Here is an 18525-nt window from a genome sequence, read left to right on the forward strand (position 1 = left end):
GCTCCCGACGGCCGCAGTGGGCCGCCGGGAACCGTGCATCAGATGTCGGCCGTCGTGCCGACCGTATCGCGGCGACGTCGCACCGTGAGCCACAGCCCGAGTGCGAGGAAGGTCGCACCGGCGATGCCCCCGGCCCACCACATCTCCCCACCGGTGATGGCGAGGTGCGGAACGATCCGCGTGAGCGTCACGCAGTCCGGGTCCTCCGACCCGACCGAGCAGTTCGCTCCGCTGCCGTCCGGGGTGACGACCACGTTGCGGATCTCGCCGACCTTCGTCACCGTCACCGAGTAGGTGATGGCCCGCACGTCACCGACGTCCAGGTCACCCGCCCAGCTCAGAACCGGCTCCGAGTACACCGCTCCGCCGGTCGCGTCGCCGTTGTACGTCGCCACCTGCAGTGCCGAGGTGAGGTCATCGGTGAAGGATGCCGGCCGCTCAGCGGTATACGGCACCTGGCCGGTGTTGCTCACCGTGATCGTGAACGTGACGCGGTCGCCGATCGTCGCCTGCTCGGTCGACACCGTCTTGATCACGCGGTAGCTCGCGATCGGGGTGTCGGTCTCGCAGTCGCCGGCCTCCGCGCAGGAACCACCGGGGCCGGTGGGCAGCACGGTGTTAAGCAGTCGACGATCGCCCGTGCCCGGCTGGTTGACCGTGACCGAGTACGTGACCGTCACCGTCTCGCCGATGGGCACTGCGCCGCTCCAGTCCAGGGTGTTCCCGGTGACCGTCGCGCCGTTCGAGGCGTCGCCGTTGTAGGTGGCGTCGTCGAGCACGCCCGACAGGTCGTCGGTGAACGTCGCGGGGACGGCATCCGTGTAGTCGACCTGACCGATGTTCGTCACCGTCACCGAGTAGGTGACGGTGCCGCCGAGCACCGTGTCCACGACATCCGACGTCTTGTTCACCGTGTACGCCGCGATGGGCGTATCGATGATGCAGGCCCCCTCGACGCACTCGCCACCGGGCGAGGTCGGCGCCACGACGTTGCGCAGGGTGAAGTCACCCTCCACCGGGTCGTCGACGGTGACCGAGTACGTCACCTGGAGCGACTCGCCCACGGCGAGCGCACCCGACCACGTCAGCGTCGTTCCACTCACCGCGCCGCCCGGCGACACGTCGCCGTTGTAGGCGGCGTCGTCGAGCACGCGCGACAGGTCGTCGGAGAAGGATGCCGGATCCTCATCGGTGTACGCGACCTCGCCGGTGTTGGTCACCGTCACCGTGTAGGTGACGACGTCTCCGGGCAGGGCGGTCGCCGGGTCGGCGGTCTTCTCGATCGTGTACGAGCCGCTGGGCACGTTCGCGACACAGGCGGGATCGGTCGATCCGGGCTCGCAGTTGCCGCCGACGCCCGGAGGCGTCACGACGGTGTTCTCGAGACGGTCGTCGCCCGTGGCCGGGTCGTTGACGGTCACCGAGTACGTCACCGTCACGGTGTCGCCGATGGCGAGCGGTCCCGACCAGCTCAGCACCGGCGCGGCGTAGGCCGCTCCCGCGCCCGTCGAGCTCGTGACGTCGCCGTTGTAGGCCGCGTCGTCGAGCACGCCCGAGAGGTCGTCGGTGAAGGATGCCGGTGCGGCATCCGTGTAGTCGACCTGACCGGTGTTGGTGATCGCGATCGTGTACTCGACCACGCCGCCGGGGAGCACCTCGGTCGACTCGGTGCTCTTCACCACGCGCAGCGCGCTGATCGGGGTCTCGGTCTCGCAGACCTCGGCGCACGACCCGCCGGGACCGGTCGGGGTCACCGCGTTCCGCAGCACGAAGTCGCCGGTGACCGGGCTGTCGACCGTCACCGAGTAGGTGACCGTCACCGACTCGCCGGCCGGCAGGGCACCCGACCAGGTGAGCGTCGGTCCGGTGACCGAACCGCCCGACGAGACGTCGTCGTTGTAGACGGCGTCGTCGAGCACCCCCGAGAGGTCATCGGTGAAGGTCGCAGGCCGTGCGTCGGTGTAGTCGACCTCACTGGTGTTGGTCACCGTCACCGTGTAGGTGATGGTGCCGCCGGGCAGCACGCTCTCGGCGCTCGCCTCCTTCGCGACCGTGTACGAGCCGACGGGGGTGCTGGTCGCGCACTCGCCGTCCGCCGTGCAGGTGCCGCCGGGAGCGGTCGGGGTGACCGTGTTCAGCAGGCTCTTGTCTCCCGTGATCGGGTCGTTGACGGTGACGGAGTACGTCACCTCGACGGTCTGGTCGACCGCGAGCGCGCCCGACCAGGTCAGGGTGTTGCCTGTCACCGCGCCGCCGGTCGACACGTCGCCGTTGTAGGTCGCGTCGTCGAGCACGGCGGTCAGGTCATCGGTGAAGGATGCCGGAGCATCCGCGGTGTAGTCGGCGGTGCCGGTGTTGGTCACCGTCACCGTGTAGGTCACGACGTCGCCGGGGAGGGCGGTCGCGACATCTGCGGCCTTCGCCACGGTGAACGAGGCGATCGGCGTCTCGACGATGCACTCGGCCTCGGGGTCGCACTCGCCGCCGGGCACGGTCGGCACCACGGCGTTCGTGAGCACCTGGTCGCCCGTGACGGGGTCGTTGACGGTCACCGAGTAGGTGATCGTGACGGTGGCTCCCGCGGCAAGCGGACCCGCCCACGTGAGCGTGTTGCCGGTCACGGAGCCGCCCGCGGTCACGTCGCCGTTGTACACGGCGTCGTCGAGCACCTCGGTGAGGTCGTCGGTGAAGGCGACCGGGTCGGCGTCGGTGAAGTCGACCGTTCCCGTGTTGACGACGGTCACCGTGTAGGTGACGACGCTGCCCGGGTTGGCCACGGCGATGTCCGCCGTCTTCGAGACCGTGTAGCCCTGGATCGGGGTGGACGTGCACTGATCCGTCTCCGGGTCGCACTCCGCCGGCGGCGTCGTTCCAGGCGGCACCAGGAAGTTGTTCGCGGTGCTGTCACCGCGCTCGGACTGGGCCTTCACGGTCACCGTGTAGGTGATCGTCGCGGTCGCGCCGACGGCGAGGTCGCCGCGGATCGCGAGGATGCCGTCGGTCGGCCCGTCGAGGGTCACCGAAGCGGTGTCGGATGCCGGGGCGGTGGTGAGGTCGGCGTCGTCGAGAACGCCCGTGAGGTCGTCGTCGCGCACCACGTCGACCACGGTCGCACCGGTGTTGCGCACGGTGATCGTGTAGGTCAGCTCGGTGCCCTCGACGACGGGCGTCTCGGATGCCGTGACGGCCTTCGTGTAGGCGACACCGGTGATCGGAGTCGTCGTGCAGTTCGGGAGGTCAGCGTCGGTCGGGACGCACTCGGGATCGGTCGGGGGCTCCTCGCCCGGAGCGAGCAGGAAGTTCGACGCGATGCTGTCGCCGCGCTCGTCATCGGGCAGCACGGTCACCGTGTAGGTGACGGTGTACCGCTCGCCCGCCGGGACCGTGCCCGTGATCGAGATCTCGGCGCCGTTGCGCACCACGGTGAGGCCGTCGGCCGAGGTCGGCTCGGTGGTCACCTCGGCGTCGTCGAGCACGTGGGTGAGATCGTCGACGGCATCGATCGTCGCACCCGCTTGGCCGTCGTTGTCGAAGAACAGCGTGTACGTGATCGTCGATCCGGCCACGACCGGGTTCGACGACGGAGCAGCCGTCTTCCACTGCTGCAACGCTGCACCGGGGATCCGCACCACGTCGCAGGGCAGGAAGCCCGGGGCGACATCCGACTCGGGAACGCAGGCGCGGTTGCGCAGCACGTTATCGCCGTCGCCGGTATAGGTCACGGTGTAGGTGATGGTGGCGGATGCTCCGGCCGCGAGCGGACCGGTCCACGACAGGGTGTCACCCGTCCGCGTCACCGTACCGACATCGGAGGCCAGCGACGCGTCATCGAACGTGGCATCGTCGAGCACCTCCGACAGGTCGTCCGTGGAGGTCGCGGGCGCCGTCGCCGTGTAATCGCCGGGGCCCTCGTTCGTCACGACCACGGTGTAGGTCACCTGGTCGCCCACGGCAGGGAGCTCGGTGCGGTCGGCGGACTTGTCGATCGACAGGCGCGGCAGCGGGAGCGAGGTGAACGCACAGGGCTCACCCGTGGTCGGGTCGGTTCCGTCGACGGGCGGGTCGCACGCGGGAGCCTGCGGGTTCGAGGGATCTTCGGGCACCCAGGCGACGTTGCGCGCCGTCCCGTCTCCGCCCGCGGCGAGCGTGACGCTGTAGGTGAGGGTCACCGTGTCGCCGGCGTCGAGCGCACCGCTCCACGAGAGCAACGGCGCAGCGTACGACGGGGCGCCTCCGCGATCCGACACGGCGTCTCCGTTGTACGTCGCGTCGTCGAGTACGCCCGAGAGGTCGTCGAAGACCACCGCCGGGTTCGCTGCCGTGTAGTCGCCGGTGCCGTTGTTCGTTGCGCTCACCGTGTACTCGACGACGTCGCCGACGCGCGAGTCCGCTGTCGCCGTGGAGGTCTTCGTGATCTGAAGATCCGGATTCAACGCTGCGTTCGAGATCGTACACAGCACGGCGATACCGGCCACCGCGGGAATCGTCACGTTCCCGGCCGCACCCGAACCCGAAGCGAGGACGATCGTGGGGTCGTTGGCGTTGACGCACTCCCATGTCGAAACGTAGTTCGTCAGCTCGGTCGTCCCCGATGCCGTCTCAGCGAAGTCGTAGGTCGCGTTCGGCTGAACGATGACCGCCCCCGCCACCTCGGCGGGAAGCTGGTTCTGAACGCCGTTCTCCGTTCCCTGCGTCACGCCCCGGTTACCCGGCCCCGGGACGATTCCGCTGCCGGTGATCGCCAGCGCGAACTGGTCGGTCGGAAGCACGCGTCCGTCCACGCTCTTCTGCACCGTGAGCGTCGGCGGCGCCCCACAGGTCGCGAAGTCGGTGAAGTTCTGGTCCCCGCCCGCAGTGGTGGCGTTGTTGCTGAGGATTGCGCCTGTCGTCGCATTGACGCGCAGGACGCGCTGCCCCCCTCCGATGTACAGCTCACCATTGCTGGCGAACGCAATCGCAGCGTAGGACACGTTCGCGACCGCGGGGATCGTCGTCAGACGCGTGGAGGTGAGTGCCGCATTCGCTCCCGTGGTCGGGATGCTGCCGTCGACACGGATGATGTATCCCGGTGCGTTTCCGACTGCACCGACGATGTACAGCTGCCCCAGGTTGTCGAAAGCGAAATCGCTGTTCGCGATGGTCACGCCCGCGGGGAGCTGGATCGTCGCGGCGATCCCGAGCGTGGTGTTCGTTGCGGGGTCGTAGACACCGATCTGATAGCTGGTGCCTCCCCCGCCGATCCCACCGTAGTAGAACAGGCCATTCACGGGATTTACAGCACCACCGACCTGCGAGTAGCCCGTCATCGTCGTCATCGGCGCACTCGTCGACGTACCTGTCGAAAGAGTGTGGTTGTAGATCACGCCGGACTTCGTGTAGGTGAAGCTACCGCCGCCGGGCGCGATGCCCAGCTGGTTGACGATGTTGGAGCCGGGAAGGTCGACGATCTTGGTCGCCGCACCCGTCGCGGCGTTGATGGACCACAGGTCTCCGTCGCCGGTGCCCTGGTTGGTCCCGTAGACCGTCGGAGCCGTGCAGACGAGGTTCGTGGAGTGGAACGTGACCGAGGCGCAGTTCGGCAGGTCGAGGCCGACGACGGCCGTGATGTTCGCCGCACAGTTCGTGTAGGTCTTGGGCGTGGGCTCGGAAGGCAGCGGAGTGCTCGAGGTCACATCGACCGTGACCGTGCAGGAGACCTCGCCGGTCGCGAGGTTTCCGTTCGCGATCGAGATCGAGGTGGCGCCGGCCGCTGCCGTGGTCGTGGCATCGCAGGTGCCGCCGAGATTCGGGTTACCGGCGACGACGAGGCCGGTGGGAAGTGTGTCGGTGAACGACCAGCCGGACTTCGAGGCGAGCTCGGAGGTGTTGGTGACGGTGAAGGTCAGCGTCGACACTCCTCCGACCGGGACGCTCGTCGGCGAGAACGCCTTGTCGAGCTGCGGGGTCACGTCGAGCACGCGGATGTTGTCGAACGCGCCGTCGTTGCCTGCGCCGTTGCCCTCCTCGTTGACCATCGACACACCGAGCTGGTTGCTGTTGAAGAGGATCGACGAGTCGGCGGCGAAGTTGCCGTACCAGACGGTCTGAGGGTTGGTTCCGGGGGCACTCACGGTCGCAGTCTGCGTGTTGGGATTGGCGCAGGGGTTGATCGGATCGTTGGAGACCGGGACGAGCTGACCGCCGGAAGTCACGAGCGAGAAGCGGAGCTTGGGCTGGATCGCCTGACACGCGGTCGCGGCCGAGTCCACCGAGAAAGTGATGAAGCGGCCGTTCGCGGGCACGTTCAGCAGAGACGATACGAACATGCGCTGGTTGTTGGGGCCCGAGCCCGCGGTGTTGCTCGATACCGCCCAGTTCGTCGTCGGATTCTGTGGAGAGTTGAGCAACCCCAGCGCGTAGGCCTTCGCCAGTGCATCGCCGAACTGGTCGCCGCCGTTGTTGCAGTACCCCGCCGGGAGGGTGCTCTGGTAGTTGAGGATGAATCCGTTGCACGCGAAGGTGTCCAGCCAGAACGGATCGGCCGTGTAGGTCACGCCCTGAACCGACTGGTAGTTCTGCAACGGGATCACGGCCGACAGCGGGCGTCCCTGCACGTTCTGGAAGTTCTCCTCGTAGAGAACGTCCGGGTCGGACGGGATTCCCGGCTGTCCGGCGACGAGCGGCATGAAGGATCCACCTCCGGGCGCCGCGGACGCACTTGCGGTGGGCTGCAGCAGACCACCGAAGACGAGCATTCCGGCGATGAGGGCGACCACCGTGGTCGCTCCTCCCCATCGCAGCTTCCGAGTACCGAGCATGAGGTTCCTCCCCGTTTACGCGCGTAGAACGCGCTTCCCGCCCAGCCAGACACGACATCCTCCGGAACGTGACGCGAAACATCGGAATATCTTTCGCGCGATGCGTGTGGGGGACACCTGCAGGGCGTAGCAGACGCGAACCTCCCGAATCGCGGCAGCCACCTCCAACCTACGGATGCTGCGCCACCCGGGCCTGTCCCCGACGAGGACACTTACCGGCAGCATCCGAACGTCCGGGGCGAGCGCGCGCGTCCAGAGCTCACGAGACTGGGCTTTCCAGTACCAGGATGAATCCGCCCGCGCGGGATAACGTTCAGGAGTGCATCCGCCCTCTCCGGCACTCATCGATTTCATCGGTGGCCATCACGACATCACGATCGCCGTGGACCGACGCACGACCATCCTCGCGGCGAGCCCGGCGGCGACAGCCGCGTGGCCCTCTTTTCGCGCCGGGCAGAATATCGCTCGCACGGTCTTCCTCGACCCCGAGCTCGACGGCATCGTCGAAGATCTTCCCGACGCGATCGCGCAGACCGTGTCGCTCCTTCGCGAAGGACTCGCGGCCGGGGAACCCGACGCAACCGATATCACTTTCCTCGGTGAGCTCATGAGTCGCAGCTCTGTCTTCGCACGGCTCTGGGCGACCCCCGAACCGCTGCGGGAGACGGGTACGCTCCAGACGGTCGAGGCCGACTCCTCGTGGACGCACTACCGCTACGTACTGTCCGCCTGGGCGACCGAACCCGGGGTCCGCATCCTCACGTGGAAGCCGACGCCCCCGTAAAAGCGCTCGCCTCCGTCGGAGTGCTCGTGCGGCGCGCGCGTTCGTCACCGATCGTCTGCAGGTAGGCCATCGCCGCCCGCCCCGCCGCGTCGTCGGCGCCGGCGATCGTCACGATGGCGTGATCGCCCGTCGGCAGGAACATCATCTGGCATTCGAGCGGGACCGTGCCGAGCACGTCCACGACGACCGAGGCGGGGAACCGTCCGGGTTGACGCACGTCGTGACGGGCCCACAACGCCGAGAACGCCGGGCTCGACACCGACAGCGCGCCGACGATCTCCTGGAGACGCGCATCATGGGGATTGCTGATGAAGCGCAGCACCGGAAGCAGGTGCGCGATCACGCGATCCCGCCGCTTCGCCGGTCGCCCCGCGCTCCGGGAGAGCTCGAGGAGCACGTTCCGGCCCTCTCCGACGAGGCCGGGGAACAGCGCCGAAGCTACGGAGTTCATGCTCACGACGTCGAGATTCATGTCGATGAGGAGCACCCCCACGTTCCGCGAGTGACGCACGAAACTCATCGTCGCCGTGTCCGGTGCCGCCACCGGACCGCGCTTCGAGACCTCCTCGAGGTGCCGGGCGAGGCGCCGAAGGTAGACGACGGCATCCGCATCGAGGCGCAGGGCCTCGGCGAGCGAGGAGAGCACCTGGTGGGAGGGCTGCCGCGCGCGCCCCTGCTCGAGGCGCAGGTAGTACTCCGCGCTGATCCCCGCGAGGCGAGCGACCTCCTCGCGGCGGAGGCCGGTCACGCGCCGCGACGGATCCCGGGCGAGACCCACATCCTCCGGTTGCACGACCGCACGACGGGCCCTCAGGTACTCACCGAAACGTGATCGATTCTGAAGCATCGCCCGCCTCCCCGTGACTGCGCCTCTCCCCCGATGCTAGGGCGTCACGTCGTCCGCACGCGAAAGGCCCGGTTCCACAGAGGAACCGGGCCTTTCAACTCGCTGTGCGCGAGGGGGGACTCGAACCCCCACGCCCGCAAGGACACTGGCACCTGAAGCCAGCGCGTCTACCATTCCGCCACTCGCGCGAGTGTCTCGTTCCGAAGAACTCAACCTCGTAAGGCTATCACGCGTCACGACCCCACGAGAAACTCCCCCCGCACCCCGGAAAACCCCGGAAATCCGCGACTCCGAGCCCGTCGCGGGGCGGATCCTCAGCACACCTGGCTACGATGTCCCTACCAGTTGGCATGCCAGAGGAGCCCAGTGGGACTACTTGACAGCTTTGAGAAGGGTCTCGAGCGCGCCGTGAACGGCGCGTTCGCGAAGACCTTCCGCAGCGGCATCCAGCCGGTGGAGATCGCTTCGGCGCTGCGGCGCGAGGCCGATACGAAGGCGGCGGTCGTCAGCCGCGACCGCATCATCGCGCCCAACAACTACGTCGTGCGCCTCAGCGCCGACGACGCCGAGCGGATGCGCGGACTCGGCGGCGCTCTGACCGACGAGCTGCACGCCCTGCTCACGAAGCACTCGAAGTCGCAGGGCTACAGCTTCGGCGGCCCGCTCTCGATCGTGCTCGAACCCGACGAGAAGGTGTCGACGGGTACGGTGCGCGTCAGCTCCGGAACGGTCGAGGGCCGTGTGAGCTGGGAGGCCGTGGTCGACGTCGACGGTCGCCGGCACCGCATCACCCGCGCGCGCACCGTCATCGGACGCGGCACGGATGCCGACATCACCATCGCGGATGCCGGATCGAGCCGTAAGCACGCCGAGATCCTCTGGGACGGCGAGCGCGCCATGATGCGCGACCTCGGCTCCACCAACGGCACCAAGGTGAACGGTCAGAAGCTGCGCGAAGCGGCCCTCCCCTCCGACACCACGATCACGATCGGTCGCACCGATCTCGTCTTCCGCGTGGTGCCGCAGACGGTACCGGCGCGTGTCAGCGACGCCACCCGTGCGTTCGGAGGCATCCATGAGTGAACTGGTCCTCCTGCTCCTGCGCATCGGTTTCCTGGTGCTGCTGTGGTTCTTCGTGTTCGGCGTGGTCTACTCGCTGCGCGCCGATCTCTTCGGCGTGAAGGTGCGCAAGCTCCCCGCCGAGGCCGCTGCGGGTGCCCCGGCATCCGGCACGGCGGCTCCGGCCGCCCCCGTCGCGAAGCCGGCCTCGGCGAAGCCCGCCTCCGCCAAGCCCTCCACGGGTCCGGCGACCGTCGCGACCGCCCAGCGCCTCGTCATCACCTCGGGCCCGAAGGCGGGGCTCGAACTCCCCCTCGGCAACGACACCCTCACGATCGGCCGCTCGAGCGAGTCCGCCCTCGTGATCCGTGACGACTACACGTCCAGCCACCACGCCCGCCTGATCCTGCGCGGTGACGCGTGGGCCGTGCAGGACCTCGACTCCACCAACGGCACGTTCGTCGCGGGCCAGCGCGTCGGCAACTCCCCCGTCTCGCTGTCGCTCGGCACCCCCATCAAGGTGGGCGCCACGACCTTCGAGCTGCGAGCCTGACGCCGGCATGGTCTTCGAGGGCTCGAGCGCCGCGATCTCCCATACGGGCAAGATCCGCTCCAACAACCAGGACTCCGGGTACTCCGGAGCCAACCTGTTCGTCGTCGCCGACGGCATGGGCGGTCACGCCGGCGGTGACGTCGCGTCGAGCCTCGCGATCCAGCGCCTCGAACCGCTCGATCAGGCGTACGCCTCGACCGACGACGCGCAGGCATCGCTGCAGGCGGCGGCGACGACCGCGGCGGGCGATCTCATCCGTGCCGCGAAGGACCGCCCCGAGCTCGCGGGCCTGGGCACCACGGTCAGCGCGATCATCATGGTCGACGAGTACGCGGTCATCGGCCACATCGGCGACTCGCGCATCTACCTGTACCGCGACGACGCCCTGACGCAGATCACGGCCGACCACACCTTCGTGCAGCGGCTCGTGGACTCGGGCCGCATCACGCCCGAGGAGGCGCGCTACCACCCGCGTCGCTCGGTGCTCATGCGCGTGCTCAGCGACATGGACTCCGACCCCGAGCTCGACATGTTCGTCATGCCGACGCAGCCGGGCGATCGCTGGCTGCTCTGCTCCGACGGCCTCTCGGGGGTCGTCGACGAGAACCGCATCCTCAAGGCGATGCGCCTGGGCCTCGCGCCGGGGCGCACGGCCGACAACCTCCTCAAGCAGGCCCTCGACGGCGGCGCCCCCGACAACGTCACGATCGTGATCGTCGACGTCGGCGGACAGCATCCGCTCTCCTCCGGAACGCCCACGATCGTCGGCGCGGCCTCGAACCCCTCGGGCATCATCGTGCCGCCCGTGCGCGCCCCGCGCGGCAACTGGCTGCACCCGGTGCGCCAGGCGGCCAACGATCCCAGCCACTTCGAACCGGCCGCCGAGTACCTCGAAGAGCTCATCGAGGAGGATCGTCGGCGCGCGACCCGTCGCCGCGTCGGCTGGATCGCCGCGATGCTCCTGGTGCTCGCGATGCTCGGCTTCGCCGCGTTCGCGGCCTACAGCTGGACGCAGACCCGCTACTTCATCGGCGCCGACGACGACAGCGTGGTGATCTTCCAGGGCGTGCAGCAGAACATCGGCCCGATCACCCTGTCGACGCCCGTCGAAGACACCGACATCCTGCTCGCGAACCTGCCGGAGTACCAGCGCGCGTCGGTCGAGCGCACGATCACGGCCCGCTCGCTGTCGGATGCCATGGCCATCGTCGACCGTCTGCGGGCGGGTGCCGATGCCAACGCGCTGCCGACCCCGCTCCCCACACCGACGCCGACGCCTTCCGAGACTCCCGCCGAGGACGGAGGTGACGGATGAGCACCGACGTCTCCGCCGACACCGCGGTCCTCAAGGCGCTCAAGCGCATCCGCACCCCGCAGAAGCAGCGCAACCGCGAGTTCTGGCTGCTCCTGTTCGCCGTGCTGATCGCGGGCTCCGCGCTCACTCTCGTGCAGCTCGGCGCCCTCGGCACCGTCGACCCCGTCATCCTCGCGATCGGCGGCGGCCTGGCCGTGCTCGCGTTCGCCCTGCACATCGTGCTGCGGGTCGTGGCGTCGGATGCCGATCCCTTCGTCGTCCCGATCGCGACCCTGCTCACGGGGCTCGGCATCGCGATGATCTACCGGATCGACATCGCCAAGTCGTTCACCGGGTGGGATGCCTATTCGACGAAGCAGCTCGCCTGGACCGGCATCTCGTTGGCGGGCGCGATCGCCGCGGTGATCCTGCTGCGCAACTACCGCGTCCTCTTCCGCTACACGTACATCTTCGGCTTCGCGGGCATCGTCTTCCTGCTGCTGCCGTTCGTGCCCGGCCTGCGCATCCCCGACGCGAATGCGGCCGTGTGGGTGTCGCTCGGCGGGGCGTTCGCCTTCCAACCGGGTGAGATCGCGAAGATCTGCCTCGCGATCTTCTTCGCGGGCTACCTCGTGCGCACGCGGGAGAGCCTCACCTCGGTCGGCACGCGCTTCCTCGGCATGACCTGGCCGCGCATGCGCGAGCTGGGTCCGGTGCTGGTGGTGTGGCTGATCTCGCTCGGCATCATCGTGCTGCAGCGCGATCTCGGTACCGGAACCCTGATCTTCGGCATGTTCGTGGCGATGCTGTACGTCGCCACCGGCAAGACCAGCTGGGTCGTCATCGGCCTCGGACTCGTAGCGGCGGGTGTCGCGCTCGCGACCCAGATCCTCAGCTATGTGCGCGGGCGCTTCATCAACTGGCTGTTCCTGTTCGACCCGAACCAGGTCGACCCCGAACGTGCCGGTTACCAGCCCATGCAGGGGCTCTTCGGTCTCGCGCACGGCGGGATGCTCGGTACCGGTTGGGGCCAGGGCCGCCCGTGGGTGACTCCCCTGGCCCACAGCGACTACATCATCACCAGCCTCGGTGAGGAGATCGGCCTGATCGGCCTGTTCGCGATCCTCTGCCTGTACATGGTGTTCGTCAGTCGCGGGGTGCGCATCGGTCTCGCCGGACAGGACGACTTCGGCAAGCTGCTCGCGATCGGGTTCTCGTTCACGATCGCGCTCCAGGTCTTCATCATGGTCGGCGGTGTCACCCGCCTCATCCCGCTGACGGGTCTGACCACGCCGTTCCTCGCCGCGGGCGGTTCGTCGCTCGTCGCCAACTGGCTCATCGTGGCACTGCTGCTGCGCATCTCCGACGGCGTACGCCGCCAACCGAGGGTGGTGATCGGATGACCCGTGAGTTGCGTCGCCTGAGCATCGTGATGCTCTTCATGTTCATCGCGCTGTTCGCCGCCACCAGCTGGATCCAGGTCGTCGACGCCGATGCGCTGGCCCAGAACGACAACAACCAGCGCACGCGCCTCGACAGCTATGAGATCCAGCGCGGCTCGATCATCATCGACGGTACGAACGTCGCCACCTCCGTGCCGTCCGACGATCGCTATCAGTTCCAGCGCGTGTATGCCGACGCCGGCATGTGGGCGCCCGTCACCGGATACTTCAACGCCGCCCTCGATTCCCGCACCGGCATCGAGCAGGCGATGAACGCCGATCTCTCGGGAACCGGATCGAGCGCATTCTTCTCCGAGATCGAGCGCATCCTCTCCGGGCAGCCGCAGACCGGCTTCAGCGTCGAGCTCTCGCTCGATGCCGCGGCCCAGAAGGCCGCCTACGATGCGCTCGGCGGGCTGCAGGGCGCGGTCGTCGCGATCGAACCCAGCACGGGCCGCATCCTGGCGATGGTCTCGACGCCCGGTTTCGACACGAACCTGCTCGCCACGCACGATGCGGATGCCGCGAACGCGACCTACGACCAGCTGGTGCAGGATCCGCTCAAGCCGCTCTCCAACCGCGCGATCGCCGGCGACCTCAACCCACCGGGCTCGACGTTCAAGCTCGTCGTTGCGGCAGCCGCCTACGCGAGCGGTGACTTCACGCCCGACTCCACGCTCCCGAACCCCGCGTCGTACACGCTTCCCGGGTCGAGCAACCGCGTCTCGAACGCATGGGGAGGCACCTGCGGCGGCGGTGAGACCGTCACGATCGCCGAGGCGATCCGCCTGAGCTGCAACATCCCCATGGCCGAGCTCGCGGTGAAGCTCGGAGACGACGCGATCCGCGAGATGGCGGAGAAGTTCGGCTACAACCAGAGCTTCGAGACGCCGCTCGTCTCGACCGCCTCGAGCTACCCGCGCGCGCTCGACGACGCGCAGACCGCCCTCTCCGGATTCGGACAGGGACAGGTCACGGCGACGCCGTTGCAGGTCGCGATGATCTCGGCCGGAATCGCGAACGACGGCCTGGTGATGAACCCGCGGATGGTCGATCAGGTGATCGGCAACGACCTCTCGGTCGTGCGTTCCTACGACGACACCGAGTTCGGCCGTGCGCTCGAGCCCGACATCGCCGACGAGGTGACGGATGCCATGGTCGCGAGCGTCTCAACGGGCGCTGCGCAGGGTGCAAGAATAGACGGGATCGACGTGGCCGGTAAGACCGGCACCGCTGAGAACGGAAACAAGCCGCACACGTTGTGGTTCACCGGCTTCGCGCCGGCGGACGACCCTGCTGTGGCGGTGGCAGTCGTCGTCGAAGACGGCGGAGGACAGGGTCAATCCGGATCCGGCGACACGATCGCCGCTCCGATTGCGAAGAAGGTCATAGAGGCGGTGCTGGGCAGATGAGACCGACGCAGGGTGTGTCGTTCGGTGGTCGTTACGAGCTGCAGTCGCGTATCGCGATCGGTGGCATGGGTGAGGTCTGGGAGGCGACGGATCACGTCATCGGACGTACCGTCGCGATCAAGATCCTCAAGGACGAGTACATGGGCGACCCCGGGTTCCTCGAGCGCTTCCGCGCCGAGGCCCGTCACGCCGCACTCGTCAACCATGAGGGCATCGCGAGCGTGTTCGACTACGGCGAGGAGAACGGCAGCGCCTATCTCGTCATGGAGCTCGTGCCCGGCGAGGCGCTGTCGACCGTGCTCGAGCGCGACGGCGCGCTGAGCGCCGACAAGACTCTCGACATCGTCGCCCAGACGGCATCCGCTCTGCAGGCCGCGCACGCGGCGGGTCTCGTCCACCGCGACATCAAGCCGGGAAACCTGCTGATCACGCCCGACGGCCGCGTCAAGATCACCGACTTCGGTATCGCGCGCATCGCCGACCAGGTGCCGCTCACGGCCACCGGTCAGGTCATGGGAACCGTGCAGTACCTGTCGCCCGAGCAGGCCTCGGGTCACCCGGCCTCCCCCGCGACCGACACCTACTCGCTCGGCATCGTGGCCTACGAATGCCTTGCCGGGAAGCGCCCCTTCACGGGCGAGTCGCAGGTGGCGATCGCGATGGCGCAGATCAACGAGCAGCCGCCGCCGCTGCCGCCGACCGTGCCGATCCCCGTGCAGAACCTCGTGATGGCGATGATCGCGAAGAAGCCGAGCGACCGTCCGTCGTCGTCGGCCACGGTCGCACGCGCCGCCCAGGCGCTGCGCCGCGGCGACCTGAACTCCGCGGCGATCGCCGTGCCCGCCATCGCGACGGGCGGCGTCGCCGACGACGCGACGCGCATCCTCACCGCGAGTGGCGACGACGGGGCTACCCGCGTGCTGCCGACCACGGCGCAGCTCCCCACCGGAGCCGGCGACGACGAGGCGACCGACGGCAAGAAGAAGAAGAAGCGCAGCCCGTGGACGTGGCCGCTGGTCGCTCTGATCGCCCTGCTGGTGATCGTGCTCGGCGGAACCGTCTTCGCGCTCATGAACCAGGGCGACAGCGACGCCGACCCGACGCCGAGCACGTCGACCTCTCGCACCCCCACCCCGAAGCCCACTCCGACAGAGACGGAGACGCCCGCCCCGGAGCCGGTCGACGTCGATGCCCTGCAGTTGCCGGGTATGACGTGCGACGCGGCTCTCGCCGCCGCACGCGGTGCGGGCCTCGTCCCCAACTGCGTGACCGGAACGACCGTCGCCCCGTCCGCCGACCTCGTCGGCGCTGTCGAGCGCGTGGAGCCCCGTGGCTCGGTGGATGTGGGCAGTGACATCACGCTCTACCTCTACGCCGACCAGGCCGCGGTCGGAGCCCCGACCAACGCGCCGACGTTCTCGGGCACGTTCCTCGAGGGCGGCTCTGCGACGATCAACTGGACGGCGTTCTCCTGCCCGAACGGCACCGGAACCCTTTCCTCTTACGAGGTGACGATCACGAACGCATCCTTCGCGGGTCCCGGCCAGCCGGCCGTGACCACGAAGAGCTTCGGACCGAACGAGACCACGGCGGGAATCTCGATCAACACCGGCACGGCCGGGCAGGTCGTGACCGGCACCTACAAGGCGTTCTGCGGCGACCGCGAGTCCGGAAACTCCCCGCAGGGGCAGTCGACCGCCATCCAGGGAGCGGCCGTCGATCCGGGCAACGGCGACGACGGCGGAGACGGTGGGAACGGCGGGAACTCAGGCAACTGAGGGTAGCCTTTACTCCACCACACATCACGTCCAGTTGTCCCAGGGGGGTCATCCGTGTCCACAGAGCCACGCGTTCTCGCGGGTAGGTACCGCGTCGACGAGCTCATCGGGCACGGCGGCATGGCGAAGGTCTACCGCGGGTACGACCTGACCCTCGGGCGCGAGGTCGCGATCAAGATCCTCGATCCCGACCTGGCGCGCGACACCGCGTTCCGCACCCGGTTCCGGCTCGAGGCGCAGGCGGCGTCGCGCATGTCGCACCCCTCGATCGTGCGCGTCTTCGACGCGGGCGATTCGGCGGCGGATGCCTCGTCCGACGATCCGCCCTACATCGTGATGGAACTCGTCAAGGGGACGCTGCTCAAGGACATCATCGCGGCCGGCCCCGTGCCCCTCGAGGACACGATCCGCTACGTCGACGGCATCCTCGAGGCGCTGAACTACTCGCACCGTGCCGGCGTCGTGCACCGCGACATCAAGCCGGGCAACGTCATGGTCACGCCCGACGGCAAGGTCAAGGTGATGGACTTCGGCATCGCCCGTGCCGTCTCGGACTCCTCGTCGACGGTCGCCGAGACCACGCAGATCATCGGAACGGCCGCGTACTTCTCCCCCGAGCAGGCCAAGGGCGAGCCCGTCGACGCGCGCGCCGACCTCTACTCCACCGGCGTGGTGCTCTACGAACTGCTCACCGGTCGTCAGCCCTTCCGCGGCGAATCGCCCGTGGCCGTCGCCTACCAGCACGTCAGCGAGACCCCGGTGCCGCCGACCGAGCTCAACGAGGACTCCCCGGGCGCCCTCGATCCGATCGTGCTGCGCGCTCTCGCCAAGGACCCGTACCAGCGGTACCCGGATGCCGCGCACTTCCGCTCGGCCCTCGACGCCGCGGTCGCGGGCGAGGCTCCGACGCGCAAGCAGCTGGGCGCACTCACGAGCGAGCTCTACGGTGCCAACCCGCGCCAGGCGCAGGAGACGGCTCGATCGCTGCGCCAGCTCAGCACCGACACGACGATGGCGCGCACGCAGTCCGGCCCGCCGGTGGCGTGGATCTGGGCCGGTGTGGCCCTTCTCGCCGTGCTCATCGCCTCGGTGCTGTTCTGGGTGGTCACGATGCGTCCCCCCGAGGTGCCGCAGACCGCTCGCGTGGTGCCCGACCTGGTCGACGTCGCCTCCGACCGCGCCCAGGCCGATCTCTCCGAACTCGATCTCGAGGCGAAACTGGTGCTCGAGACGAGCTCCGACATCGCCGAGGGCAACGTCACGCGCACCGATCCGCAGGCCGGTGTCGCCGTCGCGAAGGGCGACCTGGTCACCATCTACGTCTCGACGGGTCAGGAGACGGTCACCGTCCCGGCCATCGAGGGCATGGCGCTCGATGCCGCCCGTCAGGCACTGGCGGATGCCGGACTCGAACTCGGCACGGTCATCCAGAGGAACGAACCCGAGATCGCGGGCGACACGGTCATCGAGTCGAGCCAGCCCGCCGACGCCGAGGTCGCGCCCGGAACCGTGGTCAACCTCGTCGTCGCGAGCGGCAAGGTCACGCTGCGCAACCTCAGCGGCTTCACGATCGACGCAGCGACGGCCGAGCTCGAGGGTCTCAAGCTCATCGCGAGCCCGATCGACCAGGGGGAGTGCGCCGCGGGTGTCGCGCCGAACACGGTGATCTCGATGTCGGCAGCGCCCGGTGACGTGCCGGTCGGCTCGACGGTCGAGTTGCGCTTCTGCTCGACCGCCCCCGCCGGCTGACTCCGCCGGCTGACCCCGGGGGTCACACCAGGGGGTGGAGGCCCGTCGACCGCGCCACGGCATCCGTGTCGCCGGCGAGGGCGAGCCAGTTCGCCAGCAGGCGGTAGCCGCTCTCGGTGAGCACGCTCTCGGGGTGGAATTGCACGCCGACGATCGGCAGGTCGCGGTGCGCGATGCCCATGACGGTGCCCGACGCCGTGTGCGCGGTCACGCGCAGCGCCTCGGGCAGATCGGATGCCGCGACCCCGAGCGAGTGATACCGCCCGACGTCGAAGGGGGAGCGGATGCCGCCGAACAGAGCCGACCCGTCGTGCACGACCGCCGACACCATGCCGTGCATGAGCTCGGGCGCAGCGGTCACCGGAGCTCCGAAGGCCTCGCCGATCGCCTGGTGCCCGAGGCAGACGCCGAGCAGCGGCATCCGTCGTTCGGCCGCGAGTCGCACGGCATCCACCGACACTCCGGCGTCCGCAGGGGTGCCGGGGCCAGGGGAGAGGAGCAGGGCGTCGAACTCCGGAAGGAGCGCGTCGAGTTCGGCGGCGTCGACGGCGTCCGCCTCGATCATCGAGGTCTCGGCGCCGAGCTCGTGGAGGTAGCCGACCAGGGTGTGCACGAAGCTGTCGTGGTTGTCGACCACGAGCACCCGGGTCATTCGAGGTCGACCTCGCCGGGGTTGATGATGGGGCTGATCCACGGGAAGACGTACCAGAACAGCCCGTAGAGGATCGCGGCGACGACGACGAGCACGATGAGCAGGCGGATCCACCAGGGGCCGGGCAGCAGGCGCCAGATTGCGGCGTACATGTTTCT

Annotated in this window: 12 protein-coding genes and 1 tRNA gene; 8 read left to right on the top strand and 5 right to left on the bottom strand. The window is 68.6% G+C overall.

The window, feature by feature from the left end; all coding sequences use genetic code 11:
• Window positions 1-38 precede the first annotated feature (38 nt).
• Window positions 39-6797: an LPXTG cell wall anchor domain-containing protein gene (locus tag ACI2JZ_RS06565; protein ID WP_404596955.1), complete on the bottom strand. Its 6759-nt coding sequence runs from the start codon at window positions 6795-6797 to the stop codon at window positions 39-41.
• A 319-nt stretch (window positions 6798-7116) separates the two neighbouring features.
• On the opposite strand from ACI2JZ_RS06565, the gene ACI2JZ_RS06570 reads away from it, so the two are divergent.
• Window positions 7117-7581, top strand: coding sequence for a hypothetical protein (locus ACI2JZ_RS06570; protein WP_404596956.1), 465 nt, complete (start codon window positions 7117-7119; stop codon window positions 7579-7581).
• Here ACI2JZ_RS06570 and ACI2JZ_RS06575 read toward each other — a convergent pair.
• On the bottom strand, window positions 7556-8428 hold the full coding sequence (locus tag ACI2JZ_RS06575) for a helix-turn-helix domain-containing protein (RefSeq protein WP_404596957.1): 873 nt from the start codon (window positions 8426-8428) through the stop codon (window positions 7556-7558). The two genes, ACI2JZ_RS06570 and ACI2JZ_RS06575, sit on opposite strands and share 26 nt — an antisense overlap.
• 105 nt (window positions 8429-8533) lie before the next feature.
• Window positions 8534-8616 (bottom strand) — tRNA-Leu (locus tag ACI2JZ_RS06580).
• 178 nt (window positions 8617-8794) lie between these two features.
• Here ACI2JZ_RS06580 and ACI2JZ_RS06585 point away from each other — a divergent pair.
• From ACI2JZ_RS06585 to pknB, 7 genes are read left to right on the top strand one after another with little or no spacing between them, the layout of a single operon-like run.
• Window positions 8795-9511, top strand: coding sequence for a DUF3662 and FHA domain-containing protein (locus ACI2JZ_RS06585; RefSeq protein ID WP_247624019.1), 717 nt, complete (start codon window positions 8795-8797; stop codon window positions 9509-9511).
• Window positions 9504-10040: an FHA domain-containing protein gene (locus ACI2JZ_RS06590; RefSeq protein WP_404596958.1), complete on the top strand. Its 537-nt coding sequence runs from the start codon at window positions 9504-9506 to the stop codon at window positions 10038-10040. The genes ACI2JZ_RS06585 and ACI2JZ_RS06590 overlap by 8 nt, the downstream gene beginning before the upstream one ends.
• A gap of 7 nt (window positions 10041-10047) precedes the next feature.
• Window positions 10048-11355, top strand: coding sequence for a PP2C family serine/threonine-protein phosphatase (locus tag ACI2JZ_RS06595; RefSeq protein WP_247624021.1), 1308 nt, complete (start codon window positions 10048-10050; stop codon window positions 11353-11355).
• Complete coding sequence (locus ACI2JZ_RS06600; protein WP_247624022.1) at window positions 11352-12737, top strand: FtsW/RodA/SpoVE family cell cycle protein; 1386 nt, start codon at window positions 11352-11354, stop codon at window positions 12735-12737. Before ACI2JZ_RS06595 ends, ACI2JZ_RS06600 begins: the two co-directional genes overlap by 4 nt.
• Entirely contained in the window at window positions 12734-14188 is a 1455-nt protein-coding gene (locus ACI2JZ_RS06605; RefSeq protein WP_247624023.1) for a penicillin-binding transpeptidase domain-containing protein, read from the top strand. The genes ACI2JZ_RS06600 and ACI2JZ_RS06605 overlap by 4 nt, the downstream gene beginning before the upstream one ends.
• Window positions 14185-15966 (top strand): serine/threonine-protein kinase, encoded by a 1782-nt coding sequence (locus tag ACI2JZ_RS06610; protein ID WP_404596959.1) that lies wholly within the window; start codon window positions 14185-14187, stop codon window positions 15964-15966. Before ACI2JZ_RS06605 ends, ACI2JZ_RS06610 begins: the two co-directional genes overlap by 4 nt.
• A gap of 54 nt (window positions 15967-16020) precedes the next feature.
• Window positions 16021-17715, top strand: a complete 1695-nt coding sequence (gene pknB, locus ACI2JZ_RS06615; RefSeq protein ID WP_404596960.1) for a Stk1 family PASTA domain-containing Ser/Thr kinase — start codon at window positions 16021-16023, stop codon at window positions 17713-17715.
• A gap of 22 nt (window positions 17716-17737) precedes the next feature.
• On the opposite strand, the gene ACI2JZ_RS06620 is transcribed toward pknB, so the two are convergent.
• Window positions 17738-18367: an anthranilate synthase component II gene (locus tag ACI2JZ_RS06620; protein ID WP_404596961.1), complete on the bottom strand. Its 630-nt coding sequence runs from the start codon at window positions 18365-18367 to the stop codon at window positions 17738-17740.
• Window positions 18364-18519, bottom strand: a complete 156-nt coding sequence (locus ACI2JZ_RS06625; RefSeq protein ID WP_247633394.1) for a hypothetical protein — start codon at window positions 18517-18519, stop codon at window positions 18364-18366. Before ACI2JZ_RS06625 ends, ACI2JZ_RS06620 begins: the two co-directional genes overlap by 4 nt.
• Window positions 18520-18525: the final 6 nt, after the last annotated feature.

The sequence above is a fragment of the Microbacterium sp. NPDC087868 genome (genome assembly GCF_044900755.1).
Classification (GTDB): domain Bacteria; phylum Actinomycetota; class Actinomycetes; order Actinomycetales; family Microbacteriaceae; genus Microbacterium; species Microbacterium galbinum.

Bases quoted from the DNA above. Each gene is read 5' to 3' on its own strand.
- ACI2JZ_RS06565 (WP_404596955.1), bottom strand. From the start codon at position 6,797: ATGCTCGGTACTCGGAAGCTGCGATGGGGAGGAGCGACCACGGTGGTC.
- ACI2JZ_RS06575 (WP_404596957.1), bottom strand. From the start codon at position 8,428: ATGCTTCAGAATCGATCACGTTTCGGTGAGTACCTGAGGGCCCGTCGT.
- ACI2JZ_RS06590 (WP_404596958.1), top strand. From the start codon at position 9,504: ATGAGTGAACTGGTCCTCCTGCTCCTGCGCATCGGTTTCCTGGTGCTG.
- ACI2JZ_RS06595 (WP_247624021.1), top strand. From the start codon at position 10,048: ATGGTCTTCGAGGGCTCGAGCGCCGCGATCTCCCATACGGGCAAGATC.
- ACI2JZ_RS06600 (WP_247624022.1), top strand. From the start codon at position 11,352: ATGAGCACCGACGTCTCCGCCGACACCGCGGTCCTCAAGGCGCTCAAG.
- ACI2JZ_RS06605 (WP_247624023.1), top strand. From the start codon at position 12,734: ATGACCCGTGAGTTGCGTCGCCTGAGCATCGTGATGCTCTTCATGTTC.
- ACI2JZ_RS06610 (WP_404596959.1), top strand. From the start codon at position 14,185: ATGAGACCGACGCAGGGTGTGTCGTTCGGTGGTCGTTACGAGCTGCAG.
- ACI2JZ_RS06620 (WP_404596961.1), bottom strand. From the start codon at position 18,367: ATGACCCGGGTGCTCGTGGTCGACAACCACGACAGCTTCGTGCACACC.
- ACI2JZ_RS06625 (WP_247633394.1), bottom strand. From the start codon at position 18,519: ATGTACGCCGCAATCTGGCGCCTGCTGCCCGGCCCCTGGTGGATCCGC.